25 protein-coding genes are annotated in these 24,078 nt (G+C 68.4%); 15 read left to right on the top strand and 10 right to left on the bottom strand.

The genetic code is table 11. The annotated features are described in order from the left end of the window. Positions 1-172: 172 nt before the first annotated feature. Positions 173-532, top strand: a complete 360-nt coding sequence (locus EDC82_RS02855) for a hypothetical protein (protein WP_131940574.1) — start codon at positions 173-175, stop codon at positions 530-532. Positions 533-544: 12 nt separating this feature from the next. Then, the gene (locus tag EDC82_RS02850) at positions 545-850 is read left to right on the top strand and encodes a hypothetical protein (protein ID WP_131940572.1); all 306 of its coding nucleotides are present in this window, start codon (positions 545-547) and stop codon (positions 848-850) included. A gap of 130 nt (positions 851-980) precedes the next feature. Here the strand turns inward: EDC82_RS02850 and EDC82_RS02845 are convergent, their stop codons facing one another. Then, the gene (locus EDC82_RS02845; RefSeq protein ID WP_160126178.1) at positions 981-1,607 is read right to left on the bottom strand and encodes a DUF2382 domain-containing protein; all 627 of its coding nucleotides are present in this window, start codon (positions 1,605-1,607) and stop codon (positions 981-983) included. A gap of 326 nt (positions 1,608-1,933) precedes the next feature. On the opposite strand from EDC82_RS02845, the gene EDC82_RS02840 reads away from it, so the two are divergent. Next, the gene (locus EDC82_RS02840) at positions 1,934-2,401 is read left to right on the top strand and encodes an SRPBCC domain-containing protein (RefSeq protein WP_040014869.1); all 468 of its coding nucleotides are present in this window, start codon (positions 1,934-1,936) and stop codon (positions 2,399-2,401) included. Positions 2,402-2,631: 230 nt separating this feature from the next. On the opposite strand, the gene EDC82_RS02835 is transcribed toward EDC82_RS02840, so the two are convergent. Beyond that, entirely contained in the window at positions 2,632-2,913 is a 282-nt protein-coding gene (locus tag EDC82_RS02835; protein WP_006946280.1) for a hypothetical protein, read from the bottom strand. 152 nt (positions 2,914-3,065) lie between these two features. Here EDC82_RS02835 and EDC82_RS02830 point away from each other — a divergent pair, with 152 nt between their 5' ends. From EDC82_RS02830 to EDC82_RS02815, 4 genes are all read left to right on the top strand, one after another. Beyond that, complete coding sequence (locus tag EDC82_RS02830) at positions 3,066-3,329, top strand: hypothetical protein (protein ID WP_006946272.1); 264 nt, start codon at positions 3,066-3,068, stop codon at positions 3,327-3,329. Between the two features lie 139 nt (positions 3,330-3,468). Further along, the gene (locus EDC82_RS02825; protein ID WP_006947059.1) at positions 3,469-3,846 is read left to right on the top strand and encodes a hypothetical protein; all 378 of its coding nucleotides are present in this window, start codon (positions 3,469-3,471) and stop codon (positions 3,844-3,846) included. Between the two features lie 95 nt (positions 3,847-3,941). Then, positions 3,942-4,874, top strand: coding sequence for a DDE-type integrase/transposase/recombinase (locus EDC82_RS02820; protein WP_160126177.1), 933 nt, complete (start codon positions 3,942-3,944; stop codon positions 4,872-4,874). Between the two features lie 146 nt (positions 4,875-5,020). Continuing rightward, entirely contained in the window at positions 5,021-5,929 is a 909-nt protein-coding gene (locus EDC82_RS02815; RefSeq protein WP_006946216.1) for an SGNH/GDSL hydrolase family protein, read from the top strand. Between the two features lie 25 nt (positions 5,930-5,954). Here the strand turns inward: EDC82_RS02815 and EDC82_RS02810 are convergent, their stop codons facing one another. After that, positions 5,955-6,683, bottom strand: coding sequence for a TetR/AcrR family transcriptional regulator (locus EDC82_RS02810; protein ID WP_160126176.1), 729 nt, complete (start codon positions 6,681-6,683; stop codon positions 5,955-5,957). Positions 6,684-6,770: 87 nt separating this feature from the next. Between EDC82_RS02810 and EDC82_RS02805 the strand changes: the two genes are divergently transcribed. Beyond that, entirely contained in the window at positions 6,771-7,784 is a 1,014-nt protein-coding gene (locus EDC82_RS02805; protein ID WP_038566900.1) for a zinc-binding dehydrogenase, read from the top strand. A gap of 72 nt (positions 7,785-7,856) precedes the next feature. Continuing rightward, positions 7,857-9,623 carry an oleate hydratase gene (locus EDC82_RS02800; protein ID WP_115296563.1) on the top strand — a complete coding sequence of 589 codons (1,767 nt, stop codon included), beginning with the start codon at positions 7,857-7,859 and terminating at the stop codon, positions 9,621-9,623. A 139-nt stretch (positions 9,624-9,762) separates the two neighbouring features. Here EDC82_RS02800 and EDC82_RS02795 read toward each other — a convergent pair whose 3' ends face one another. The 4 genes from EDC82_RS02795 to dnaK form a co-directional block, all read right to left on the bottom strand. Further along, the gene (locus EDC82_RS02795; protein ID WP_082740404.1) at positions 9,763-10,272 is read right to left on the bottom strand and encodes a heat shock protein transcriptional repressor HspR; all 510 of its coding nucleotides are present in this window, start codon (positions 10,270-10,272) and stop codon (positions 9,763-9,765) included. Further along, on the bottom strand, positions 10,269-11,285 hold the full coding sequence (locus tag EDC82_RS02790; RefSeq protein WP_062255934.1) for a DnaJ C-terminal domain-containing protein: 1,017 nt from the start codon (positions 11,283-11,285) through the stop codon (positions 10,269-10,271). The genes EDC82_RS02795 and EDC82_RS02790 overlap by 4 nt, the downstream gene beginning before the upstream one ends. Positions 11,286-11,463: 178 nt before the next feature. Continuing rightward, positions 11,464-12,093, bottom strand: coding sequence for a nucleotide exchange factor GrpE (locus tag EDC82_RS02785; RefSeq protein ID WP_062255928.1), 630 nt, complete (start codon positions 12,091-12,093; stop codon positions 11,464-11,466). Positions 12,094-12,214: 121 nt separating this feature from the next. After that, on the bottom strand, positions 12,215-14,101 hold the full coding sequence (gene dnaK, locus EDC82_RS02780) for a molecular chaperone DnaK (protein WP_006946091.1): 1,887 nt from the start codon (positions 14,099-14,101) through the stop codon (positions 12,215-12,217). Between the two features lie 328 nt (positions 14,102-14,429). On the opposite strand from dnaK, the gene EDC82_RS02775 reads away from it, so the two are divergent. Beyond that, entirely contained in the window at positions 14,430-15,482 is a 1,053-nt protein-coding gene (locus tag EDC82_RS02775; protein ID WP_131940566.1) for an alpha/beta fold hydrolase, read from the top strand. Positions 15,483-15,600: 118 nt separating this feature from the next. Then, complete coding sequence (locus tag EDC82_RS02770; RefSeq protein ID WP_200829271.1) at positions 15,601-16,047, top strand: M48 family metallopeptidase; 447 nt, start codon at positions 15,601-15,603, stop codon at positions 16,045-16,047. A gap of 97 nt (positions 16,048-16,144) precedes the next feature. Here EDC82_RS02770 and EDC82_RS02765 read toward each other — a convergent pair whose 3' ends face one another. Both EDC82_RS02765 and EDC82_RS02760 read right to left on the bottom strand, forming a co-directional pair. Further along, the gene (locus EDC82_RS02765; protein ID WP_074041115.1) at positions 16,145-17,008 is read right to left on the bottom strand and encodes an oxidoreductase; all 864 of its coding nucleotides are present in this window, start codon (positions 17,006-17,008) and stop codon (positions 16,145-16,147) included. A 66-nt stretch (positions 17,009-17,074) separates the two neighbouring features. Further along, positions 17,075-17,836 (bottom strand): sulfite exporter TauE/SafE family protein, encoded by a 762-nt coding sequence (locus EDC82_RS02760; protein ID WP_235006091.1) that lies wholly within the window; start codon positions 17,834-17,836, stop codon positions 17,075-17,077. Between the two features lie 133 nt (positions 17,837-17,969). On the opposite strand from EDC82_RS02760, the gene EDC82_RS02755 reads away from it, so the two are divergent. Continuing rightward, positions 17,970-18,893, top strand: coding sequence for a patatin family protein (locus tag EDC82_RS02755; RefSeq protein ID WP_006946092.1), 924 nt, complete (start codon positions 17,970-17,972; stop codon positions 18,891-18,893). Positions 18,894-19,024: 131 nt separating this feature from the next. On the opposite strand, the gene EDC82_RS02750 is transcribed toward EDC82_RS02755, so the two are convergent. Then, entirely contained in the window at positions 19,025-20,647 is a 1,623-nt protein-coding gene (locus tag EDC82_RS02750) for a DEAD/DEAH box helicase (RefSeq protein WP_172462956.1), read from the bottom strand. A 410-nt stretch (positions 20,648-21,057) separates the two neighbouring features. Between EDC82_RS02750 and EDC82_RS02745 the strand changes: the two genes are divergently transcribed. From EDC82_RS02745 to EDC82_RS02735, 3 genes are all read left to right on the top strand, one after another. Next, a complete protein-coding gene (locus EDC82_RS02745; protein WP_131940562.1) occupies positions 21,058-22,398 on the top strand; it encodes an MFS transporter in 1,341 nt (446 codons plus the stop codon). A gap of 101 nt (positions 22,399-22,499) precedes the next feature. After that, on the top strand, positions 22,500-22,877 hold the full coding sequence (locus EDC82_RS02740) for a hypothetical protein (RefSeq protein ID WP_006947059.1): 378 nt from the start codon (positions 22,500-22,502) through the stop codon (positions 22,875-22,877). 95 nt (positions 22,878-22,972) lie between these two features. Then, positions 22,973-23,905 (top strand): DDE-type integrase/transposase/recombinase, encoded by a 933-nt coding sequence (locus tag EDC82_RS02735; RefSeq protein WP_082740667.1) that lies wholly within the window; start codon positions 22,973-22,975, stop codon positions 23,903-23,905. Positions 23,906-24,078: the final 173 nt, after the last annotated feature.

The following is a 24,078-nucleotide window of genomic DNA, read 5'->3' as shown; positions in this document are numbered from 1 at the left end:
GCCCCTGAGCGGCCTCAGAGAACACTCTGGACGGCCGGTCAATTTCCTCTGATGACCCCGCCGCACCATCGTCCCAGGCACCGCGTGGAGCATCCCCACCGTCACGATCGCCGCGGCGAGCCCGTCCGGCACAGCCTCGAACACCGCACGCAGCCCTGAGAGCAGGGCGACCATGGATCTCGCCTTCGCCGACCTGCTGACGAAGCAGGGCTCGCTGACGGTCAACTTCTACCAGTTGGTCCTGAGCGCCAATGGATTCGAGGGCGAATCCTGGCTCAACCTGCGCAACGACAGCGACGTCCCCCTGCGCTTCGCGGCCGACCACCCCCTGGCGCCGCGTGTCGACGTCGTCGGGCGCACCGGACCCAAGGACACCGAGCGGGCGGGGACCTGGCCGTCCACTTCGTGGGGCACCATCACGCGCGGTGGCTTCGACAAGACGACGGGAACACGCACCTACACCTGGACGTTCCTCGGCACTGTCCACGCTTGTGGCAAGGGCGACAACGAGGCGGACTTGCGATTCCACTGACAGGACGGCTTCATGTTCACCGGCCGCATCACGAACGAGATCCGCATCACCCCGTTGATGCCCAACACGCCCCTGCCGCCCACCCTCGAGCCCATCGCCCTCACGTCCGGGCAGGGCGCTGCGTGCCAGAACTACTACGACGCCAAGGTCGCGGAGTACAACCGATTGGCCCGCACCATTGCCTCATACGCGGACGGTTCTAGGAACAGCGGCAGCTCCGATCGTCATGGCGACCAGAGCGTCGCGCTCGGGCAGACGGTCGCCTCCAGCGTCATCGGCGACTTCCGCCCGGCGGGTGCCGTCGACGGTATCTACTGACGGCTCGGCTCGGCCGGAACGTCAGGAGGGCGGTACCCGATCGGGTACCGCCCTCCTGACGCTGCACTGGGCGCCCACGGAGGCGCTGCTCAGCAGCTTGCCCGGCACGTCATCGCGTGGGGGAAGGTCGTCACGCGCGCGCCGAACCGCCCTCACCACGTGGGTCGCGCACGTCGTCGACCTCGTCGACCTCGACGACCTCGCGCTGCACCGGCTCGGTGGCGGTGACGTTCTCCTTCGTCGCACTGATGCCGAGGTGCAGCCGTTCGACGGCGTAGACCCGCGTCGAGAGCACGGGGCGCTCCTCGTGCAGCACGATGACGCCGTCCTCGTCGCGCCGGTCGGCGTCACGCGTGTGCGTGCCCTCGCCGGCTTCGACGTCGTACACCTCGCCCTCGGCATGCGTGTGCTCGCCCAGCGCCGAACCGCCGTCGAGGTTCTCGATGCGCGGCTGCCACGTCGAGGCGGGGACGTCGACGGCTTCCTCGCTGCCGTCGTCGTACACGCGCACGACATCGACGACCTCGCGGCGCACGGGGACGGTGATCGTCACCTCTTCGACGACGACACGCTTGCGCACCTCGACGCGCCCGGCCTCGGCGCGCTCGACACCCGCGACGAGACGCTCCTCGTGCAGGACGACGCCCGCTTCGTCGGCGCCCACGCCATCGCGACGCATTCCGGCAGCCTGTTGACGCGTGTCCTGCTCGTAGGCCTCGGCGTCGAAGGGACGCTCGTCAGGGCGGTTCTTCGTCATCTGCAGACTCCTTCGTGGGGTGAGCGCGGCACCCCGCTGCGCCCGTGATCGGTTGGGGGCCATGGCGGCCCCGTTCGACGATCACGCTACCCGAGCGCCCGTCACGGCGCGATGCTCTCTCGGGGTGAGCCAGGCGCTCACCGGGAGGGCGCGGCTGCCGTCCAGGTGCACGCGCCACGTGCGTGATTCGACAACGGCGCCCGATGGCCCTCAGCCTGCCGCCGCCCCTTCGCCGCGAGCGCGCCCGCCCACACACGTCGCCCGCATCGACGCCGAAACGCCCTGGACGCCTTGCGAAGACGCGCGCCGTGAGCCAAGGTGAAGACATGACTGACGAGAAAAAGATCATCGTGACCCGCACCATCGAGGCCCCGGCGCAGGACATCTTCAACGTCCTCACCAACCCGGCCGAGCACGTCAAGCTCGACGGCTCGGGCTTCATCCGCAGCGTCGACCACGGAGACCGCATCCAGAAGGTCGGCCAGGTGTTCACCATGAACATGGTCGGTGAGCACATGGGGGGCGAATACCAGACCGACAACCACGTCACCGGGTACGCCGATGACAAGCTCGTCGCGTGGCAGACGGCGCCCGCCGGCACCGAGCCCAAGGGCTGGGAGTGGATGTACGAGCTAGAGGCCCACGGCCCGAAGGAGACCGCCGTAACCCTGACGTACGACTGGAGCAAGGTCACCGACAAGGAACTGCTCAAGAAGGTGCACTTCCCCCTCGTCGAGAAGCACGCCCTCGAGGAGTCGCTCGCGAAGCTCGAAGAGCGCGCCACGTCGAACTGACGCCCGTTCATCGGTGAGGCCCCATTCCCGCGCGGGAATGGGGCCTCACCGATGCTGGGAGCAACTAGTCCGATGTGCCGGTCGACGGCGGCAACGCGTCGGTGAGGTCGCGCAGTCGCCACCCGGCGCGTCTCTTGGCCCGTCAGCACGCCCGACGGCGTTTAGCTCAACGCGTCAGCACGACCGGCGGCGCGACGTGCGTCGCGTCAGCTCTTCCGACGCCGCGTCGCTCAGCGCGTCGGCAGCTGCGCGGGGTTGGGGTCGAGCCAGCCGTCATGCTCCTTGGCGAGCGCGTCGAAACGCTCGGTGAGGGCCTGCGCGACGGCCGAGGCAGGATCGTCGACGGTGTCCTGCTTGACGTAGACGCCCCACTCGTGATCCTCGTCGTCCTCCTCACCCGCCAGCGCCTCACGCACGACGCGCACGTCGGTGAAGTCACCCGATTCGAGCAGGTCGTCCGCGATCTCCTCGGCGACATCACGCTCGGGAAACAACATGAGGTACTCGGTCATGGGCACTACTGTGCCAAGGAAACCTGGGGATTGTCATCGTCGCCGCGCCCACGCGAGGCGGTAGATTGGCGACTCGAGTGGGGCGGCTCGAGTCAGACGACTCCAGTCGAGCGGCTCGAGTCAAGCGCGTGGATCGAATGTGAGGAATCGTCATGGTGTGGGCCCTCGTCGTCGCCGTCGTCCTGCTCCTGCTCATCGGGTGGAGCAACCTGACGCTGCAGAAGCAGGTGCGTCACCTGCAGGAGGAGATCACCGATCTGCGTGCGGGCCAGGATCTGTCCGAGCGCGTCAGCTACCTCGTGCACAAGGGTCGCGAGATCGAGGCCATCGCGATGTATCGCAGCGCGACGGGCCTCGGCCTGCTCGAGAGCAAGAACGCCGTCGAGGTCATCGCCAAGAACAACCCCCAGCTCTGACGTGCCGTTGGCGCCCCTGCCGCCGGCGTCGGAGCGCGTCAAGCCGCGTCAGGTCATTCTTCTCGTGACCCGCTCCTCACCTGCGATCTACGTCCACCCCTGACTGTCAGCCTGGGTGTGAGTCACTCAGGAGGTGGGTATGCGCAGATGGACTGCGGAAGAGAAGACCGCGTTGGTGCAGCAGTATGTGGCGTTGCCGCATGGCACGAAAGCGGCGTGGTTGCTCGAGCAGGGTGTGTCGCGTCATCAGATCATGACGTGGCGCAAAGCGTTCTACTTCGGAGACCTCGAACGAGACCTCGTGCCCCGCGATACTTCACACATGACAGTTGCTGACGGCGCGCGTTTGGCGCGCGTGGAACAAGAACTCGCCGCCGAACGCGCAGCCCGCGCGCGGGAGGCGCAGACGCATGCTGAGCAGGTTGCGCGGCTGGAGGCATCGAACGAGGCGCTGGGAAAAGCTATCGGGCTCTTGCACGAGTTGAACGCGCCGCAGGAGCCCACGCCCGAGTCCTGAACGAGGCCGATGCCGCCCGCCATGCGGCGTTCCTCGAAGCGGAGAACACCCTGGTCGCCGAGCATGTCGCGGCCGGCTATTCCCAGCGTGAAGCGTTGAAGATCATCGGTGTGGCGACCTCGACGTGGCACTACCGTCACCATCCACGCGCTCGCGTCGCGGACCCGATCGCGCACACCGAGCGGTATCAGCCGTGCGCGCTCAGCTCTGAGGAGCGCGCCCAGGTCGTGTCCGCGATCCGTGACGGTTGGCACGAGCAGCGCAGCGTGGAGCAGTCGTTCTACGACGCGTTCGATGCGGGGCGGCCGGTGGCGTCTTTGTCGACGTGGATGCGGTGCGCGCGTGGCTTGCACGGGCCACGGCCGGTGCGTCGACGCCGTACGCGGCGCACGGTCGCGATGCCGCAGTGGGAGGCGTCCGCACCGAACGAGGTGTGGTGCTGGGACATCACGAAACTTCCCGGGCCATACACGGGGGTCTGGTATCAGCAGTACACGATCATCGACGCGTTCAGCCGCACGATCATCGCCAGCAGCGTCGAGACAGATGAGTCCGACGAACTCGCGGTCGCGTTGTTCCAGGCCGCGACAGAACGTGAGGGTGTTCACCCGCGGATCGTGCATTCCGATGGTGGGCCGGCGATGAAGTCGGTACTGCTGGCCGACTTCTACCGTCATGCTGGGATCAGCGCGAGCCGGAATCGTCCGCGCGTGTCGAACGACAACCCGCACATCGAGTCCTACTTCAAGACCGAGAAGTACCGTCCCGACTACCCGAGCCAGTTCACCAGTGTTGAACACGCGCGCGAGTGGGCCGAGCACGTCGTGCACGATTACAACACGCGTCATCACCACAGCTCACTGGCCGGGTTCACGCCCGAACAGGTCCACACCGGCACCTGGGTCGATGTCCACACCGAACGCCAAGCCGTCCTGGATGCGCAGTACGCCGCGAACCCCGAACGCTACCGAGGCCGGCGCCCCATCGCCGCCACAACACCCGAAATCACCCAACTCAACCCCACGTGACTCCAATCAGGTTGACAGCTTCCGCACAGTCGCGATTCTTGGTCATATCGACGAATGTGGACGGGAATCGCAGATGGGACAGGAAGCGCAGATGGTCACGGCGTCTCGTCGATAGCTGCTCGTCCACCTGAGTTCACCCAGGCTTCATGCCCCGGATCACCCACGGCCAGCCGGACGCCGACATCGGGCCACGCGAACGACCTACCGTCAGCCCGATGAAGGGACGTTACGTAGCGGTCGGAGACTCGTTCACCGAGGGCGTCGGTGACGCGAACCTCATGTACCCCAACGGCGTGCGCGGGTGGGCCGATCGTATGGCCCGCCAGATGGGGCGCGTGGACGCGACGTGGGAGTACGCGAACTTCGCCATCCGCAGCAAGCGTCTCGACGAGATCGTCGACGAGCAGTTCGACGCCGCCCTCGCGCTCGAACCGACGCTCATCTCGTTCTACGCCGGCGGCAACGACATCCTCGCCGTCCGCTCCGACATGCCCGCCATCATGGAGCGTTACGAGGCCGCGCTGCAGCGCCTCGTCGGATCGGGCGCGGAGGTGCTGCTGTTCACGACGTTCGACGTGAAGATCTCGACGGCGCTCGAGCCGCTGCGGCGGCGCATCGTCTTCTACAACGACGCCGTGCGCGAACTGGCCCGCCAGTACGGCTGCCTGCTCGTCGATCACACCCAGTTTCGAGAGTTCGACGACCCGCGCATGTGGGCGTTCGACCGCATCCACATGAGCCGGCTCGGGCACAAGCACCTCGCCGCCTACGTGCTCGCCGAACTCGGCATCCCCCACACGCTCAAACTGCCGGAGCTGCCTCCGTTCGAGGCGCCGCACTGGCGCGAGAGCATCCGCACCGAGAGCCGATGGCTCGCCACCGAGGTGATCCCCCTCTTCCGGCGCCGCATCAACGGCGTCCGTGAGGGCGATACGCTTCCCCCGAAGTGGCCCGAACCGATCCGCCCCGCGGACGGCATGAAGCGACTGGCCCGTGCGCGCGCGGGCGACGCCGTCGAGGTCAGGGCACGCGCAGGTGAACGCCACGCCGGCTGAGCGCCCGCGTCACGCTCACGAGCGATCAGACGCCCGCGCCGCGCACCGCGACGTCGACGAGATCTCCGAGGCGGCGCGCCACGGATTCGACCTCGGCGCGTCCGGTACGCGTGCGGTTCAGCTCGAGCACCCCACCGGAGACGATGAGGCCCGCGGCGGCGACGCTGCGCTCCGCGTCACCCCCCGCTGCGACGAGCAGCGCCGCGATGGCGTCCTCGAGACCGGCGACCAGCGCGACGACCTTCTCGCGATACGGCCCGGGCGCACCGAACAGCACCTCCCGTCCGACGACCATCGCGTTCTCGGGGTAGTCACGGGCCTGCTGCGCGAACGGTTCGAGCAGACGCAGGACGTGCTCGCGCACCCCACCGTCACCGGCGTCGTCGGGCAGGTGATCGTCGACGAGATCACGCCACTCGTGTTCGACGACCATCATGAGCAGTTCCGCCTTCGTCGGGGCGTACTGGAACACGGTGCCGGCGGCGACGTTGGCGCGCTTGGCCACCTCGGCCGTCGTCATGCGCTCGTACCCCACCTCACCGAGCAGGCTCTCGGCAGCCGCGAGGATGCGGGCCTGCTTGTCAGCCTTGTTGCGCGCGCGACGACCCTGCTGGTCCGAGCCGCTCACGACGGGACGTCGGCAGGTCACGACCGTGGCGTCAGGCGTACCCGGCGTGGGGGCCGGCCTCGTCGGGGCCGTCGAACCGGCCGACGGTGCCGCGGAGGCGGCCGTGGCGCTGAGGGGAAGCGACATGGATCGAAACATTACCCGGGCCGAAAGGCCCTGGTGGCGCCGCAAAAAATGAGTACAGTCAAAAATATCGGAAACGAAGGAGACACCATGGACACCATGAAGGCCGCACGCCTCGACGTCACGCACCACACCCTGAACGTCGAGGAGGTACCCGTCCCGACGCCAGGGCCGGGCCAAGCCGTCATCGAGGTGAAGGCGGCGGGCGTCTGCCTGTCGGACGTGCACCTGCTCGAAGGGCTCATCGCGCCGCAGTTCCTCGACAGCGAGAAGGTGACGCTCGGTCACGAGGTCGCGGGCGTCGTCACCGCCCTCGGTGACGGCGTGCCGACACTGCCCGGCATCGAGGTGGGCAGCCGCGTCCTGCTGCAGGCCGGCCACCGCCTCCCGAACGGCCGCATCCTGACGCGCGGCGTCGACTACGACGGCGGGTACGCCGAATACGCCCTCGCGCAGGCCGAGACGCTCGTCCCGATCCCCGACGACCTCCCGTTCGAGCAGGCCGCCATCATCCCCGACGCCGTCTCGACGCCGTGGGCAGCCATCCAGACGAGCGGGCGCGTGCGCGCCGGCGAGGCCGTCGGCGTCTGGGGCCTCGGCGGGCTGGGCATTCACGCCGTGCAGTTGCTGCGTCTCATCGGCGCCTCCCCCATCGTCGCGATCGACCCGCTCGAGGCCGCGCGCGAACGGGCGCTCGCCGTCGGCGCCGACGTGGCGTGCGCCCCTGAAGACGCGGAGGACGCCATCCGCCAGCTCTCGCCCCGCGGTCTCGACGTCGCGTTCGACTTCGCGGGCGTGGCCCCCGTGCGGGCCCAGGCGATGGCCTCCCTCGCGCCGCAGGGACGTCTCGTCATCGTCGGCCTCGCCGGGCGGCCCATCGAGATTCCGTCCGACACCGCATTCGCCTACAAGCAGCTGACGCTGCGCGGCCACTACGGCAGCGAGGGAACGGACGTCCACCAGCTCGTCGCGTTGACCCGCACGAAGCGGCTCGACCTGTCGGCGTCGATCAGCGGGGTCTTCCCGCTCGAGGAAGCGCCCGAAGTGCTCGAGCGGCTCGCGCGCAAGGACGGCAACCCGATCCGTTTCATCCTGCATCCCTGACGGCGCACGCAGCCGTCCCCTCACCCATCGTCCCGCGCGATGATCTCGCGCACCCGACCTCGAGGAGGTCCCATGTACTACAGCAGTGGAAACTACGAAGCCTTCGCCCGTCCCCGCCCGCCGAAGGACGCCGCGAGCAAGCACGCCTGGATCGTCGGCAGCGGCCTCGCGGGCCTCGCGGCGGCCGTCTTCATGATCCGTGACGCCGCCGTCCCCGGCGAGAACATCACGATCCTCGAGAAGGGCTCCCTCGCCGGTGGCGCCCTCGACGGGATCGAGGAGCCCGAGAAGGGGTTCGTCATCCGCGGTGGACGCGAGATGGAGAACCACTTCGAGTGCCTGTGGGATTGCTTCCGCACGATCCCCAGCCTCGAGGTCGAGGGCGCGTCCGTGCTCGACGAGTTCTACTGGCTCAACAAGGACGACCCGAACTACTCGCTGCAGCGCGCCACCGTCGAACGCGGCCAGGACGCGCACACCGACGGGTTGTTCACGCTGAACAAGAAGGCGCAGAAGGATCTCGTCAAGGTGTTCCTCGCGACGCGCGAGGAGATGGAGAACAAGCGCATCGACGAGGTGTTCGGCCGCGACTTCCTCGACAGCAACTTCTGGCTCTACTGGCGCACGATGTTCGCGTTCGAGGAATGGCACAGCGCACTCGAGATGAAGCTGTACCTGCACCGCTTCATCCACCACATCGGCGGACTTCCGGACTTCTCGGCGCTCAAGTTCACCAAGTACAACCAGTACGAGTCGCTCGTGCTGCCGATGACGAAGTGGCTGAGCGAGCAGGGCGTGCGTTTCCAGTACGACACGGAGGTGACGGACGTCGAGTTCGACCTGACGGCGTCGGCCAAGCGCGCGACCCGCATCGAGTGGACCCGCTCCGGCGAGCACGCCGGTGACACGGGCGTCGACCTCGGGGACGACGATTACGTCCTGATGACGATCGGCTCGCTCGTCGACAACTCCGACGAGGGCGATCACCGCACCGCCGCGACGCTGAACCGCGGCCCTGCCTCGGCGTGGGACCTGTGGAAGAAGATCGCGCGCAAGGATCCGTCGTTCGGGCGCCCCGAGGTGTTCTGCAGCTCCATCGACGAGACGAAGTGGGAGTCGGCGACCGTCACGACGCTCGATGAGCGCATCCCCGAGTACATCCGGCGCATCGCCAAGCGCGACCCCTTCAGCGGACGGGTCGTGACGGGCGGCATCGTCACCGTCAAGGATTCGAGCTGGCTCATGAGCTGGACGGTGAACCGCCAGCCGCACTTCAAGAAGCAGCCGAAGGACCAGATCGTCGTGTGGGTCTACAGCCTGTTCGTCGACACGCCCGGCGACTACGTCAAGAAGCCGATGAGCGAGTGCACCGGCGAGGAGATCACCGCCGAGTGGCTCTACCACCTCGGCGTGCCCGAGGCTGACATCCCCGAACTCGCGGCGACGGGCGCGAAGTGCGTACCGGTCATGATGCCGTACGTGACGTCGTTCTTCATGCCCCGCAAGGCCGGTGACCGCCCTGACGTCGTGCCGGAGGGCGCGGAGAACTTCGCCTTCATCGGCCAGTTCGCCGAGACCAGCCGCGACTGCATCTTCACGACCGAGTACTCGGTGCGCACCGGCATGGAAGCCACCTACCAGTTGTTCGGCGTCGAGCGCGGTGTGCCCGAGGTGTTCAACTCGACCTACGACGTGCGGACGCTGCTCGACGCCTCGGCGCGCCTCAAGGACGGCGAGAAGACCGAGCTGCCCGGCCCCGCCGTACTGCGCCGCAAGATCGCGAAGGGGCTCGACTCCACCGAGATCGGCGTGCTGCTGCGCGAGCACGGCATCCTGTGACGGCAACCTGACGCCCGCATCGCGCGCCGAGGCCCTCATCCCGAGTCGGGGATGAGGGCCTCGGCCATGCAGGTGTTGTACGACGACGGTGTGGCGCTGCGTCGTGCGCTCCGGAGCGTGCGTCGTGACGAGCTCGGGCTCAGCGGGTGCTGTACGGCCGGAGCGAACGCCCGATCGAGCGCGGGCGCGGTCGTTCGCCGGGCCCCAGCGCGACGATGCCGTCGCGTCCGGCCGCGAAGACGCACGTGTGAGAGCGCGATTCGAGTGCGTCCCGGTACTGCGCGTTCTGTTCGCTCAGCTCCTCGATCTGCGCCCGTAGCGCCGTGACCTGGTGCTCGAGCTCCATGATGCGTTGGATGCCGGCGAGCGAGACTCCCTCCGACGACAGCTCCTGCACCCGACGCAGCTGCGCGATGTCGCGCATCGAATAGCGGCGGCCGCCGCCACTCGTGCGTTCGGGGGTGACGAGCCCCAGACGGTCGTACTGGCGCAGCGTCTGGGCGTGCATCCCGGCCAGTTCGGCGGCGACGGAGATGACGTACACCGGCTTCGCCGGAGCGTCGAGGCCGTGCAGCCGCTCGTCACCGACGCGTCCGTTGTGGTCGTCGACGATCTCGCCGAGCCGCCGTTCGACCCGCGACGGCGTCACGACGCGGCCTGACGCGCCTTCGCGAGCAGCTCTTCGCGCGGGTCGGCTTCGCCCGCCGCGAGGGTCTCGACGGCCCGACGCTGCTCGTCGGTGAGCTCCTTCGGCACGACGACGTGAACCTTCGCGATGAGGTCGCCGGTCGCCTTCTTCGTCTTCACGCCACGGCCCTTGACGCGCAGGCTGCGGCCCGAGGGCGTGCCGGGCGCGACGCGGACCTTGACGCTCTTGCCGTCTAAGGTGGGCACCTGCACCGTGGCGCCGAGGGTGGCCTCGGCGAACGTCACGGGCAGCTCGACGGTGAGGTTGTCACCGTCGCGGCCGAAGACCGGGTCGGTGCCGACGCTGATGTGCAGGATCATGTCGCCGTTCGGGCCACCGCCGAAGCCGGGACGGCCCTTGCCGCGCAACCGGATCTTCTGCCCGTCCTTCACCCCGGCCGGAATGCGCGCGGTGAAACTCTGACCATCGGCGTCGCTGATGCGCACCTCGCTGCCCTCGACGGCCTGACGGAACGTGATCGACGCGCGCGCCTCGACGTCCTCGCCTCTCTGGGCGGCGCGCTGACGGGAGCCGCCGCCGAAGCCGGAGCTGAACCCGCCGCCCCCGAAGCCTCCGCCGGCGCCACCGAACTGGGCGAGCAGATCTTCGAGGTTGATGCCCTGCTGGCCACCCGCCCCACTCGAATAGGTGCGGTAACCGCTGCCGCCGCCCCCGCCGAACATCGACGAGAAAACGTCCTCGGCGCCGCCGGCACCGCCGCTGAAGCGGGCGCCGCCTCGCGCCATCTGACGCACGGCGTCGTACTCCTGACGCTGCTGCGGGTCGGAGAGCACCTGGTTGGCCTCGCCGATCTCCTTGAACTTCTGCTCGGCGGAGGTGTCACCGGGGTTCTTGTCCGGGTGGTACTTGCGGGCCAGCTTGCGGTAGGCCTTCTTGATGTCCTCCTCGCTTGCGTCCTGCGCGACACCGAGGGTGGCGTAAAAGTCTTTTTCGAACCAGTCCTGACTGGCCATGCGCACCTCCTTCGTGGTTTCACGCCGGCCGGTCTCGGACCGGGCGTGCATCGCGTGCGCGTGCGAACGGGGTTTTCAATTGTGTGTCGGCGGCGCCCGGTGGGGGCGCAGCCGCGACGTCAGCGAAGCAGATTGCCCCGCGGCACGAAGCGACTCGGCTCGGCCGCGGCGCGCTCGATCAGCCTGCGACCGAGACGCGGGCGGGACGCACGACGCGCTCGCCCACCTTGTAGCCCGGCTGCAGCACCTGCACGACGAAGGTTCCGTCGACGCCCTCGGGCGCCTCGGCCTCGACGTGCATGAGCGCCTCGTGGACGCTGGGGTCGAACGCCTCGTCGACCTCGCCGAAGCGTGCCACACCGAAGCGGTTGAGCGTCGATTCGATCTTGTCGGCGATCTTGCTCATCGGGCCCTCGGTGAGGTCGCCGTGCTGGCGCGCGAGCTCGATGTCGTCGAGGACCGGGATGAGGGATTCGACGACCGAGCCGATCGTCGTCTCCTTCTCACGAGCCCGGTCGCGCTCGACGCGGTTGCGGTAGTTGACGTACTCGGCCTGGATGCGCTGCAGGTCGGACAGGCGCTCCGCAGCGAGCTTCGTGTCCGGGTGCTCGGCGACCGCGTCGTCAGCGCTCGTCGCGTCGGGGCCGGCCTGCGTGGCGGCCTCGTCGGAACGCGTCTGCAGGTTCTCGGGCTGCTCTCCGCCGGGCAGGTCGGAACCCACACCGCCGGCGAACGAGTTGTCGGTCTCGCCCTGCGTCGCACCGTCGGCGTTGTGGGGCGTGGCGCCGCTCGTGTTCTGGTCCGTCATGACGGACTCCTTCCTGCCACCTCCTGGTGGCGAAGCGGCCGGTGGACTCCCCGTGGGCAGCCCACCGGCCGTACTCGTGTCAGGGGCCGACCGGGGTGCGCGTGGCACCCCGGTCAGGCACTCACTTGGAGGTGTCGTCGTCGTCCTCGACGACCTCGGCGTCGACGACGTCGTCGCCACCCTGCTTCTGCTCGCCTGCAGCGCCCTCGGCACCGGCCGCACCCGCGGCGTCGCCGTTCTCGGCCTGCGCGGCGTACATCGCGGCGCCCATCTTCTGGCTGGCCTCAGACAGCGCCGTGGCCTTCGCGTTGATGTCCTCCGGCGACGCGGACGACTCCGGCTTCAGGGCCTCCTTGAGCTCGGCGAGGGCGCTCTCGGTGGCCGACTTCTCGTCAGAGGGCACCTTGTCGCCGTTCTCCTCGAGGAACTTCTCCGTCGAGTAGATGAGAGCCTCGCCCGTGTTGCGGGCCTCGGCCTCCTCGCGACGCTTCGCGTCCTCGGCGGCGTGCTCCTCCGCCTCGCGGACCATGCGCTCGATGTCCTCCTTCGGCAGCGCGGAGCCACCGGAGATCGTCATCGACTGCTCCTTGTTCGTGCCACGGTCCTTCGCGGAGACGTGCACGATGCCGTTGGCGTCGATGTCGAACGTGACCTCGATCTGCGGCACGCCACGCGGCGCGGGAGCGATGCCCGTGAGCTCGAAGTTGCCGAGAGCCTTGTTGGCCTTGGCGATCTCGCGCTCACCCTGGAACACCTGGATGTCGACGGACGGCTGGTTGTCCTCAGCCGTCGAGAACACCTCGGTGCGCTTCGTCGGGATGGCCGTGTTGCGCTCGATGAGCTTGGTGAAAAGCCCACCCTTCGTCTCGATGCCGAGGCTCAGCGGCGTGACGTCGATGAGCAGCACGTCCTTGCGCTCACCCTTGAGCACACCGGCCTGCAGCGCGGCGCCGACGGCGACGACCTCGTCCGGGTTGACGCCCTTGTTCGGCTCCTTGCCACCGCACATCTGCTTGACGAGCTCGACGACGGCCGGCATGCGGGTCGAGCCACCGACGAGGACGACGTGGTCGATGTCGGAGATCTTGACGCCCGCATCCTTGATGACGTTCTCGAACGGCTTCTTCAAGCGCTCGAGCAGGTCCTTCGTCATCTGCTCGAACTGAGCACGCGTGATCGTCTCGTCGACGTGGATCGGGCCGTTCTCGCCCATCGACAGGTACTGGAGGGAGATGTTCGTCGAGGTCGAGCTCGACAGCTCCTTCTTCGCCTGCTCCGCGGCGTCACGCAGACGCTGCATGGCGATCTTGTCCTTGCTCAGGTCGACGCCGGACTCGCTCTTCACCTTGTTAATGAGGTGCTCGACGATGCGGTTGTCCCAGTCGTCGCCACCGAGCTTGTTGTCACCGGAGGTGGCGCGCACCTGGATGGTGGAGAAGCCGTCCTCCGCGTCCTTGCCCACCTCGAGCAGGGAGACATCGAACGTACCGCCACCGAGGTCGAAGACGAGGATGAGCTCGTCCTCCTTGCCCTTGTCGAGGCCGTAGGCGAGGGCCGCGGCGGTGGGCTCGTTGACGATGCGCAGGACGTTGAGGCCCGCGATCTCGCCGGCCTCCTTCGTGGCCTGACGCTCGGCGTCGTCGAAGTAGGCGGGAACCGTGATGACGGCGTCCGTGACCTCTTCGCCGAGGTAGGCCTCGGAGTCACGCTTGAGCTTCATGAGAATACGGGCCGAGATCTCCTGCGGCGTGTACTTCTTGCCGTCGATCTCCGTCGTCCAGTCCGTGCCCATGTGGCGCTTGACGGAACGGATGGTGCGATCGACGTTCGTGACCGCCTGACGCTTCGCGATCTCGCCGACGAGGATCTCGCCGTTCTTCGTGAACGCGACGACGGATGGGGTGGTGCGACCGCCCTCGGCGTTCGCGATGATCTTGGGCTCGTTGCCTTCGAGAACGGCGACGGCCGAGTTGGTGGTACCGAGGTCAATACCGACTGCGCGACCCATGGTGGGATCTCCTTCGTTCGAGGAAACGACGATCTGTGCGCGCGCCCTGCAGGCGTGGCCCACACCGTCAGATTGACTGATGTTGACTCAACTCTGTTTCGCCGTGAGTGTCAACCCTCGGCTCATCAAAGTTGCTGTTACTTGACTCAACTTGTTTGATCCGCACTTCATTCCCCGTCGCAGAAGTTTTCTCCGGGCCCCGTCTCGTCAGCCTTGGACGAGCCTCGCCCGTCGCGCGGACGCCGCCACTACCCCTGGGTAGGATCGCGGGATAGACAGGGCGAGCCCGGATGGGTTCGCGGGCGCTGCGGGACGATGGAGAGCGACGATGCGGACAGAGCCCGAGCAACACGCGACGAGCGGAAACGTGACGGTCTCGCGCGTGCAGTACGGCCCCTCCCAAGCGCGCGTCACCTCGATCAGCGGCCCCCGCGGTCGCGACTTCGTCCTCGTCGCCGGCATCGGAGTGGCCTCCGACTACTACGTTCGCCTCGCCCTCGATCTCAATCAGGTCGGCACCGTCCACGCCATCGACCTTCCCGGCTTCGGCGGCGTTCCGCACGGCAAGCAAACGCCCGGGATCGAAGGATTCGCGGATCTCGTCGAGGCCGCGATCACCCAGCTCGAGCTGGACGACCCGGTCCTCGTCGGGCATTCCATGGGCTCACAGGTCGTCACCGAGGTCGCGGCGCGGCGCTCGGATCTCAGCACCATCGTCCTCATCGGCCCCGTCGTGAACTCTGCCGAGAGCAGCATCGCGCGCCAGGCGTGGCGCCTCGCCCAGTGCGCCGGGCGCGAACCCTTCGCGATCACCGTGCACGTCCTCATCTCCTACGTGCTCTGCGGGCCGTGGTGGTTCTTCAAGGTGCTGCCGAAGATGATGAACTACCCGATCGAAGAGCGGCTCCCGCACGTGCGCGCGCACACCCTTATCCTGCGTGGGCAGCACGACGTGACCAGCCCGCGCTCCTGGGCACGGCACCTGTGCGACATCACGCCGCACGCACGCGCCTGGGAGATCCCGAGCGCCGCGCACTCCGTCATGTACGCGCACGCCGGCGCCGTGGCCGCCTTGATCATCGAGCACATGCAGCACCCCGAAGCCGCGCACGACGACCCTCGCGATCGACAGATCGACCAGCGCACGAACCCCGACGAGCGCCGCTCGCTCGTGCGCTTCCTCTCGCGACTGCGTGGCGGTGCGACGACGCTGCGCGGGATGGTCACCGGCGACGATGCGCTCGTCGCCCGCGGCAGCCGCCGCTCCCTCGCCGGATACGACGGTCCGCACGACTCCCCCGACGTCGATGCCGTACCCCTCGACGCCGCGGAGGCCGCGGAGGACGAGTCGACGTCCGAAGCGGCACGCACGACGGACTGACGAACCCCGCGGTGTGCTGCCACCACTCGTCGGAGCGCGGTTCGGAGGCGAGGTGATCGGGAACAGCGGCGCCGCAGCGATGGTTGACGCGGACACACCGCGACGCACAGGAGCAGCCATGAGCGACGAGACCTTCGAGCCCACCACGCCGATGAAGGCGCACGAGCCGGCGGCCACGCGGACGATGGAGCAGATGCTCGGCGCGGCGACCAGTCCGTCAGGCCTGCACACGATCACCGACCCGAGCGGCGACCCCTACGAGACCCTGCGCACGGCCAAGGAGCTGTTCGACACGCGCAAGTACACCGAGGCGGCGCGTCTCATCGAGGGCATGACCGGCACGCCGGAGGGCGCGTCGCGTGATGCTCGCGAACTGCTCGCCCGCAGCTACTACCACTCGGCGCAGCTGACGAAGGCCGCCGTCGCGGCCCGTGAACTGCTCGACGTCGACCCGACGAACGTCGACGCCGCCGTGCTGCTGGCCCGCTCGCTCGAGCGTGCGGGCAAGAAGGACGAGGCCGCCCCGGTGCGACGCCTCGCCCAGTCGCTCGGCGCCGACATCTGACGCACGTCGGAGGGCAGCATCTGGTCTGTGAGGGCACGGAAGAACGCTCCCATCGACGTCAGCTGCTGCCGCTGCGACGGTGCGCGGCACGCGCCGCTCAGCGCAGGGCGTTCAGCGTCATGAGGTCGTCGTCACTGAGGGTGACGTCGCGAGCCGCCGTGTTCTCCTCGAGGTGCGCGATCGACGATGTGCCAGGGATGAGCAGGACGTTCTCGGCGCGCGCGAGCAACCAGGCCAGGCCGACCTGCGCCGGCGTGACGCCGCGTTCGGCGGCCATGCGCTGCACCGCCCGGTCGTCGCCGACCTTCGGCAGGTGCTCGAACGCCGAGCCGAGCGGGAAGAACGGCACGTAGGCGACGCCACGCTCACGGCACAACTCGAGCGTGGCGTCGTCGTCACGCATGAGGAGGTTGTAGGCGTTCTGCACGCACACGGCGCCCGCGTCGAGCGCGACGCGCGCCTGCTCGGTCGAGACGTTGCTGACGCCGAACGCCTCGAGCTCCCCCGCCTCGACCAGGCCCTGCATAGCACCGAGCTGCTCCTCGAGGGGGCAGGCGTTCTCATCGCCGATCTCGTCGACGGGCATGACGCGCAGGTTGACGACCGGCAGCCGCTCCACGTCCAGCGTCACGAGGTTCTCGCGGACCGCGGCCACGAGCTGGTCGGGGCGCTGCGCCGGCAGCCACTCACCCGACGGTCCCCGCACGGCGCCGACCTTGGAGACGATGACGAGATCGTCGGCGTAGGGATGCAGCGCCTCCTTGATCAGTTCGTTCGAGACGTTCGGGCCGTAGAACTGCGACGTGTCGATGTGGTCGATGCCGAGCTCGACGACGCGACGCAGCACGCGGACGGCCTCGTCGTGATCGCGTGGCGGACCGAACACGCCCGGCCCGGGAAGCTGCATGGCGCCGTACCCGACGCGTCCGACGCGATGACCGGCGAGAGTGAAAGTGCTCATGCGTCATTCGACCACGTCGGCCTGGGGGCAGGCGGCGGCGCCTCGCAGATGCTCGTCAGATGAGCGTCAGAGCGTGAGAAGACCCCGCACGAGCGCCGACGCGCCACCGAGCGCGGCGAGCGCCATCGCGAGTCGCTTCGCCTGCGCCGTCGTCACGCGAGGCGTGAGACCCTCGCCGATGCGGACACTGATGAGCACGAGCACGACGACGAGCGGCATGAGCCACCAGGGCGGCAACTCGGTCGAGCCCGTCGACCCGAGCGTCGTCTTCGCGATGACCGAGATGGCCCCCATCGTCATGAAGATGGGTTGGAGGGTCGCGGCGAACGATCGGTGCTCCCACCGCGTCAGCCGGGAGTGGATGACGAGGACGGGCGCCGAGACCCCGGACAGCGTATTGAAGAATCCGCCGATGCCGCCGGCGACGGGCGTCGGCCACGCGGACGTGACGTGCGGTAGACGGCCGAGGCGATCGGCGCCGACGGTGAAGCCGATTGCGCCGAGCACCGCCACTCCGACGACGACCTGCAGCCAGGCCGCACTGACCTCGCGTACGACCACGGCACCCACGAGAGCGCCCGGCACGACACAGGCGCAGATGATGCCGGCGCGCCGCCAGTCGACGTCACGTCGCAACGTCAGGGTGAGCAGCAGGCCGGAAACGGTCGTCGTCGCGTTCGCGAGCAGGACGCCATGGGCGGCGCCCATGATGAGCGTCAGTGTCGGAGCCAGGACGAGCCCCATGCCCGAACCCGACAGGCGTTGGAGCACCGCGCCGACGAGGATCGCCGCGACGACGGCGGCGAGCATCGCGGCGGTGAACTCCATCCACACATCCAAGCAGGTCGTCCCCCGCCGCCGTTCCTCTGGTCAGCGGGCCACGTTGGTGGCCTGGGGCGGGCGGGAGGGTTTCACCCTCGCGTTTGGCCCGTGGGGCCGACGCGCGTCAGGATGGGGAACCGTGAAGACCGTCCTCGACGTCATGCGCCACCGGCGCGACAACTCGAGCCAGCCCCTGCGGCGTCACGACCACGCGCGCGTCACCGTCGTCCTCGAAGGCGGCAGTTCCCGCGCGGCCTACGGCGGCGGCATGGTGGCCGAGCTCGAGGCTCGCGACCTGCTCACGACCGTCGATGCGGTCTACGGCGCGTCGGCCGGAGCTCTCAACGGCGCCTGGCTGATCTGTGGCCGCGCCCGGGCCAATCTGCACGGCTGGTGGGCGCCGGAGAGCATGAATGCGACGATCCGCCCGTCGAACGCGCTGCGTCGCAAACCCGTCGTCGACACCGACGTCATCGTCTACGACCTGTACGAGAACGTCACGCCGATGGGGTTCGAGGAGATCCTCGCGAGCGATGTCGAGTACCACCCCATCGCCACCGACGCGGCGAGTGGCGACGCGGTCGACCTGGCGCCGATGATCCACGACAAGGCGAGCCTGCAGGACGCACTGCGCGCCACGGCGCGGCTGCCGGTTCTCGGCGGCGCACCCGTCGAGATCGACGGGCGACGTTTCATCGACGGCGGGATCGCTGAGAACATCCCCGTCGAGACAGCACTGGCCCAGGGCGCGACGCACGTGCTCGTGCTGCGCACCAAGGCGCCGTCGCTGGATCTGAGCCGCGACAAGGCGGTCGAGAAGCGACTCGTCGCGCGGTGGATGTCCCGTCACGCGCCCGGCGCGAGCGCGGCCTGGACGCGCCGCAACCTGCGCAAGCAGGAGCTCGAGCACCTCATGTCGCACGACGACCGGGTGACGCAGGTGGCGCCGCCCGCCGACGTCGCGCGCATCTCGGTCGTCGGCCGCGCTCAGGACGTGCAGCGACGTGCCGTCGAGGACGGTCAGCGCATCATGGCCGAGACCCTCGACGCCGCAGGGTTGTGATCGACGCCCGTACCCACCGGCGATTCTCGGTCACATCTGCAGATCTGCAGATGTGACCGAAAAGCGCACAAGGGGACGAGAATCGCCGATGTGGACGCCGTTCGCCGATGTGGACGGGAATCGCGGGAGGGTCAGCGCCCGGCGCGCGAGTTCGACGAGAACCCGGCTGCACCGCCGCTGCGACGAGCGCCGCCGGAGCGTCCTGCCGCACCCGAGCCACCCTGGCCACGCGCACCCGAACCACCACGCGAGCCACCCTGGCTCCGTGAACCCGAGCCACCGGACGGACGCCCGCCCGCCCGGTTGCCGTCGCGACCACCGGTCGCAGCGCCGCCGGAGCGTCCGCTGCCCTGGTTGTCACGGCCGGCGCCGTCCTGACCGCCGCGGCCGCCGCTCTGAGCGCCTCGGCCACCGGAGCGTCCTCCGCCCTGGTTGCGGCCGCCGGAGCGTCCGCCCTGGCCACGTCCGCCTTGACGCTGCTCGCCGCCGTCCTTCGGAGCCTTCTTGCGCGAGGGCTCCTGCACGGGTGCGGTGGGCAGTGCTGCGGCGACCTCGTCGGCGCTCATCGTGCGACGCTCACCGGGCGCGAGCTTCTCGAGCAGCGGGTGCGAGGCAGTGACGTTCGTCGTCGTTGCGTTGATCTTCGCCATGCGCAGCAGCGACTTCACGTCGCCGCGCTGATCCGGCGTCATGAGGGTGATGACGGTGCCCGCGGCGCCGGCGCGGGCGGTGCGGCCCGAGCGGTGCAGGTAGGCCTTGTGCTCGGTGGGCGGGTCGGCGTGGACGACGAGTGAGACGTCGTCGACGTGGATGCCGCGCGCGGCGATGTCGGTCGCGACGAGCGTCTCGACGGCGCCCGAGTGGAACGCGTCGAGGTTGCGCACGCGAGCGTTCTGCGACAGGTTGCCGTGCAGGTCGACGGCGGGAATGCCGCGGCCGGCGAGCTGCTTCGCGAGCTTCTTCGCGCCGTGCTTGGTGCGGGTGAACACGACCGTGCGTCCGGGTGCGGAGACGAGGTCGGTGAGCACGTCGATGCGCGAGTCGGAGTCGACGGCGAAGACGTGGTGCTCCATCGTCGCGACGGGCGACTGCGCCGAATCGGCCTGGTGCGTCACCGGGTTCGACAGGAACTTCTTGACGAGCACGTCGATGCCACCGTCGAGCGTCGCGGAGAACAGCAGGTGCTGCGCCTCGCGCGGCACCTTCGTCAGGATGCGTTTGACGCCGGGCAGGAAGCCCATGTCGGCCATGTGGTCGGCCTCGTCGAGGATGCAGACCTCGACGTCGGACAGGTCGCAGAAGCCCTGGCCCATGAGGTCTTCCAGACGCCCGGGGCACGCGATGAGGACGTCGACGCCCGCCTTGAGAGCCTTGACCTGCGGGTTCTGCCCGACGCCGCCGAAGACGGTCGTGTACGACAGCCCGGCCGCCGCGGCCAGCGGCTTGAGCGAGTCGGCGATCTGGTTGGCGAGCTCGCGCGTCGGCGCGAGGACGAGCGAGCGCGGGCGGTAGGCGTCGATCTCGTAGCGCGTCTCGTCGAGACGGGCGACGAGCGGCAGCAGGAACGCGAACGTCTTGCCCGAGCCGGTACGGCCGCGGCCGAGGACGTCGCGGCCCTTGAGCGAGTCGGGCAGCGTCGCGGCCTGGATGGGTGTCGGCGTGTCGATGCCGAGCTTGTCGAGGGTCTTGACGAGGACGGCGGGCACGCCGAGATCGGAGAACGAGGGCACAGATGACTCCTGGAGAGGTTGCATGGAAAGACGAACGATCGATGGTGAAAGCCCGCGCGGTGAATCCGCGCGTCGCAGGCGATCTCGCATCTCGACGATCGTCCGACTCTCATGCGCCACGCGTTCCCGAGATCGGAGGGCGTCGTTCGACGACGTGTGCTGCCCGTTTCGGCGCTGCCGCGCGCCGGGCGCACGACGAGCGCGGGGCGCTCCGATTCGAGGGGAGGCGCAGGGGCGAGTCGGCCACCTGCACGAAGCATCCAGTCTACGCGCAAAGGTTGCGAACCTTCACATGCCACTGTCACGGGCGTGGCATTCGTCGCATCATCGTGCTTGGCTGGAGGTCACCTATTCGCCCCTGGCGCCCGGCCCTCGCACCATGACGCTCGATGCACCACCCGAGCCAAGGACGCCTCCAGCACAAGGGATCTCCCATGGCAGCCATCCCCGTCGACGCGCCACGCGCCCTCGACGCCCATCGCCCGCTGAGCAAGACGTCCCTCGCCGTCGCGGGGTCGTCGACCGTCATCGAGTGGTACGACTTCACGCTGTACCTGTACCTGACGACGGTCATCTCGCGCGTCTTCTTCGGCGGCGGCACGAGCGGTACCGCATGGACGCTGCTGGTCTTCGCCGGCACCTACCTGATGCGCCCCGTCGGCGCCGCGTTCTTCGGCCATGTCGGCGACCGCATCGGGCGCAAGCCCGTCCTTCTCATCTCCATGGCCCTCATGACGTTGGCGATGCTCGCGACGGCCTGCCGGCCGACGTACGCCTCCATCGGGCCAATGGCGGGTTACCTGATGATCGCGCTGCGCGCCCTCATGGCGTTCAGCGTCGGCGGCGAGTACTCGGGCGTCATGACGTACCTCGTCGAGGGCTCCGAACCGCACCGCCGCGGCTTCGTCACGTCGCTGGCCTCCGCGGCGAGCGAGATCGGTGGCCTGCTGGCGGTCGGCCTCTCGGCGATTACGACGTCGTACTTCGTCGGTGACGACCTCGATTCCTGGGGCTGGCGCGTGCCGTTCTTCATCGGCGCGGCGATGGCTGCGACGACCCTGTTCATGCGCTCACGCATGGAGGAGTCGCCCGTGTTCGAAGAGGAATCCGAGGCGGACAAGTCGAAGAACCCGCTCGTCGAGGTGCTCAAGACCGAGCCCGCCGCGGTGTGGCGTGGTTTCGCCATCTCGGCGCTCGGGTCGATCACGTACTACGTCGGCATCGGCTACGCGCCGACGTTCCTGCAGTCCGCAGGCAAGTTCAGCGAGTCCGACGCCCTGTGGCTCGGTACCGCGGCGGCGATCGCCGTCATCCTCGTGACGCCGCTGGCGGGCCTCGCCGCCGACCGCTTCGGCCGCCGTCCCATCCTGCTCATCTTCGGGGTGCTCGCGGCCGTGACGTCGCTGACGATGTTCCAGCTCATGGCGAACGGCTCGACGGGCGCGGCGCTCGCGGGCGCCCTCGTGCTCGCCGCCGTCGCGGGCGGGTGGAGCGCCGTGGCCGCGTCGGCCATCGCGGAGCAGTTCAAGTCGAAGGCCCGCATGTCGGGCATGGCGCTCGGATTCACGACGGCGACCGCCATCTTCGGCGGGTTCGCGCCGCTCGTCGGGCAGAAGCTCATCGACTCGACTGGTTGGGCACCCGCGCCCGGCGCGATGATCGCCGTCGTCGCGATCTGTGTGCTGCCCGTCGTGTGGTTCCAGAAGGAGACGGCCCCGAACGTGACAGAGGGCAACGCCGCCAACGATCCGGCCTCCCCCACCCGCACGCCGTGACCATCTGCGATTCCTGGCCACATTCGCGATCTTCGTCCACGTCTGCGATTTCCGGTCACCCCTGACTGTCAGCCTGGGTGTGAGTCACTCAGGAGGTGGGTATGCGCAGATGGACTGCGGAAGAGAAGACCGCGTTGGTGCAGCAGTATGTGGCGTTGCCGCATGGCACGAAAGCGGCGTGGTTGCTCGAGCAGGGTGTGTCGCGTCATCAGATCATGACGTGGCGCAAAGCGTTCTACTTCGGAGACCTCGAACGAGACCTCGTGCCCCGCGATACTTCACACATGACAGTTGCTGACGGCGCGCGTTTGGCGCGCGTGGAACAAGAACTCGCCGCCGAACGCGCAGCCCGCGCGCGGGAGGCGCAGACGCATGCTGAGCAGGTTGCGCGGCTGGAGGCATCGAACGAGGCGCTGGGAAAAGCTATCGGGCTCTTGCACGAGTTGAACGCGCCGCAGGAGCCCACGCCCGAGTCCTGAACGAGGCCGATGCCGCCCGCCATGCGGCGTTCCTCGAAGCGGAGAACACCCTGGTCGCCGAGCATGTCGCGGCCGGCTATTCCCAGCGTGAAGCGTTGAAGATCATCGGTGTGGCGACCTCGACGTGGCACTACCGTCACCATCCACGCGCTCGCGTCGCGGACCCGATCGCGCACACCGAGCGGTATCAGCCGTGCGCGCTCAGCTCTGAGGAGCGCGCCCAGATCGTGTCCGCGATCCGTGACGGTTGGCACGAGCAGCGCAGCGTGGAGCAGTCGTTCTACGACGCGTTCGATGCGGGGCGGCCGGTGGCGTCTTTGTCGACGTGGATGCGGTGCGCGCGTGGCTTGCACGGGCCACGGCCGGTGCGTCGACGCCGTACGCGGCGCACGGTCGCGATGCCGCAGTGGGAGGCGTCCGCACCGAACGAGGTGTGGTGCTGGGACATCACGAAACTTCCCGGGCCATACACGGGGGTCTGGTATCAGCAGTACACGATCATCGACGCGTTCAGCCGCACGATCATCGCCAGCAGCGTCGAGACAGATGAGTCCGACGAACTCGCGGTCGCGTTGTTCCAGGCCGCGACAGAACGTGAGGGTGTTCACCCGCGGATCGTGCATTCCGATGGTGGGCCGGCGATGAAGTCGGTACTGCTGGCCGACTTCTACCGTCATGCTGGGATCAGCGCGAGCCGGAATCGTCCGCGCGTGTCGAACGACAACCCGCACATCGAGTCCTACTTCAAGACCGAGAAGTACCGTCCCGACTACCCGAGCCAGTTCACCAGTGTTGAACACGCGCGCGAGTGGGCCGAGCACGTCGTGCACGATTACAACACGCGTCATCACCACAGCTCACTGGCCGGGTTCACGCCCGAACAGGTCCACACCGGCACCTGGGTCGATGTCCACACCGAACGCCAAGCCGTCCTGGATGCGCAGTACGCCGCGAACCCCGAACGCTACCGAGGCCGGCGCCCCATCGCCGCCACAACACCCGAAATCACCCAACTCAACCCCACGTGACTCCAATCAGGTTGACAGCTTCCGCACCTTCGCGATTCCTGATCCCATCCGCGAATCCCGGTCACTTTCGCACCGCCAGCCGTGACGGCGAAGGCCGCGCCCGACGCGTCGGGCGCGGCCTTCTCGGCGTCCGACACGGGGCAGCTCGCATCGTCGCCATTCTTCGCGCCCCG

This window comes from Dermacoccus sp. SAI-028 (assembly GCF_004346775.1).
Lineage (GTDB): Bacteria > Actinomycetota > Actinomycetes > Actinomycetales > Dermatophilaceae > Dermacoccus > Dermacoccus nishinomiyaensis.
This window is presented reverse-complemented; position numbering and strand designations above follow the sequence as displayed.

Coding starts and splice junctions, on each gene's coding strand:
- EDC82_RS02855 (WP_131940574.1), top strand. CDS start 173: ATGGATCTCGCCTTCGCCGACCTGCTGACGAAGCAGGGCTCGCTGACG.
- EDC82_RS02850 (WP_131940572.1), top strand. CDS start 545: ATGTTCACCGGCCGCATCACGAACGAGATCCGCATCACCCCGTTGATG.
- EDC82_RS02845 (WP_160126178.1), bottom strand. CDS start 1,607: ATGACGAAGAACCGCCCTGACGAGCGTCCCTTCGACGCCGAGGCCTAC.
- EDC82_RS02840 (WP_040014869.1), top strand. CDS start 1,934: ATGACTGACGAGAAAAAGATCATCGTGACCCGCACCATCGAGGCCCCG.
- EDC82_RS02835 (WP_006946280.1), bottom strand. CDS start 2,913: ATGACCGAGTACCTCATGTTGTTTCCCGAGCGTGATGTCGCCGAGGAG.
- EDC82_RS02830 (WP_006946272.1), top strand. CDS start 3,066: ATGGTGTGGGCCCTCGTCGTCGCCGTCGTCCTGCTCCTGCTCATCGGG.
- EDC82_RS02825 (WP_006947059.1), top strand. CDS start 3,469: ATGCGCAGATGGACTGCGGAAGAGAAGACCGCGTTGGTGCAGCAGTAT.
- EDC82_RS02815 (WP_006946216.1), top strand. CDS start 5,021: ATGCCCCGGATCACCCACGGCCAGCCGGACGCCGACATCGGGCCACGC.
- EDC82_RS02810 (WP_160126176.1), bottom strand. CDS start 6,683: ATGTCGCTTCCCCTCAGCGCCACGGCCGCCTCCGCGGCACCGTCGGCC.
- EDC82_RS02805 (WP_038566900.1), top strand. CDS start 6,771: ATGGACACCATGAAGGCCGCACGCCTCGACGTCACGCACCACACCCTG.
- EDC82_RS02800 (WP_115296563.1), top strand. CDS start 7,857: ATGTACTACAGCAGTGGAAACTACGAAGCCTTCGCCCGTCCCCGCCCG.
- EDC82_RS02790 (WP_062255934.1), bottom strand. CDS start 11,285: ATGGCCAGTCAGGACTGGTTCGAAAAAGACTTTTACGCCACCCTCGGT.
- EDC82_RS02785 (WP_062255928.1), bottom strand. CDS start 12,093: ATGACGGACCAGAACACGAGCGGCGCCACGCCCCACAACGCCGACGGT.
- dnaK (WP_006946091.1), bottom strand. CDS start 14,101: ATGGGTCGCGCAGTCGGTATTGACCTCGGTACCACCAACTCGGCCGTC.
- EDC82_RS02775 (WP_131940566.1), top strand. CDS start 14,430: ATGCGGACAGAGCCCGAGCAACACGCGACGAGCGGAAACGTGACGGTC.
- EDC82_RS02770 (WP_200829271.1), top strand. CDS start 15,601: ATGAGCGACGAGACCTTCGAGCCCACCACGCCGATGAAGGCGCACGAG.
- EDC82_RS02765 (WP_074041115.1), bottom strand. CDS start 17,008: ATGAGCACTTTCACTCTCGCCGGTCATCGCGTCGGACGCGTCGGGTAC.
- EDC82_RS02760 (WP_235006091.1), bottom strand. CDS start 17,836: ATGGAGTTCACCGCCGCGATGCTCGCCGCCGTCGTCGCGGCGATCCTC.
- EDC82_RS02750 (WP_172462956.1), bottom strand. CDS start 20,647: ATGCAACCTCTCCAGGAGTCATCTGTGCCCTCGTTCTCCGATCTCGGC.
- EDC82_RS02745 (WP_131940562.1), top strand. CDS start 21,058: ATGGCAGCCATCCCCGTCGACGCGCCACGCGCCCTCGACGCCCATCGC.
- EDC82_RS02740 (WP_006947059.1), top strand. CDS start 22,500: ATGCGCAGATGGACTGCGGAAGAGAAGACCGCGTTGGTGCAGCAGTAT.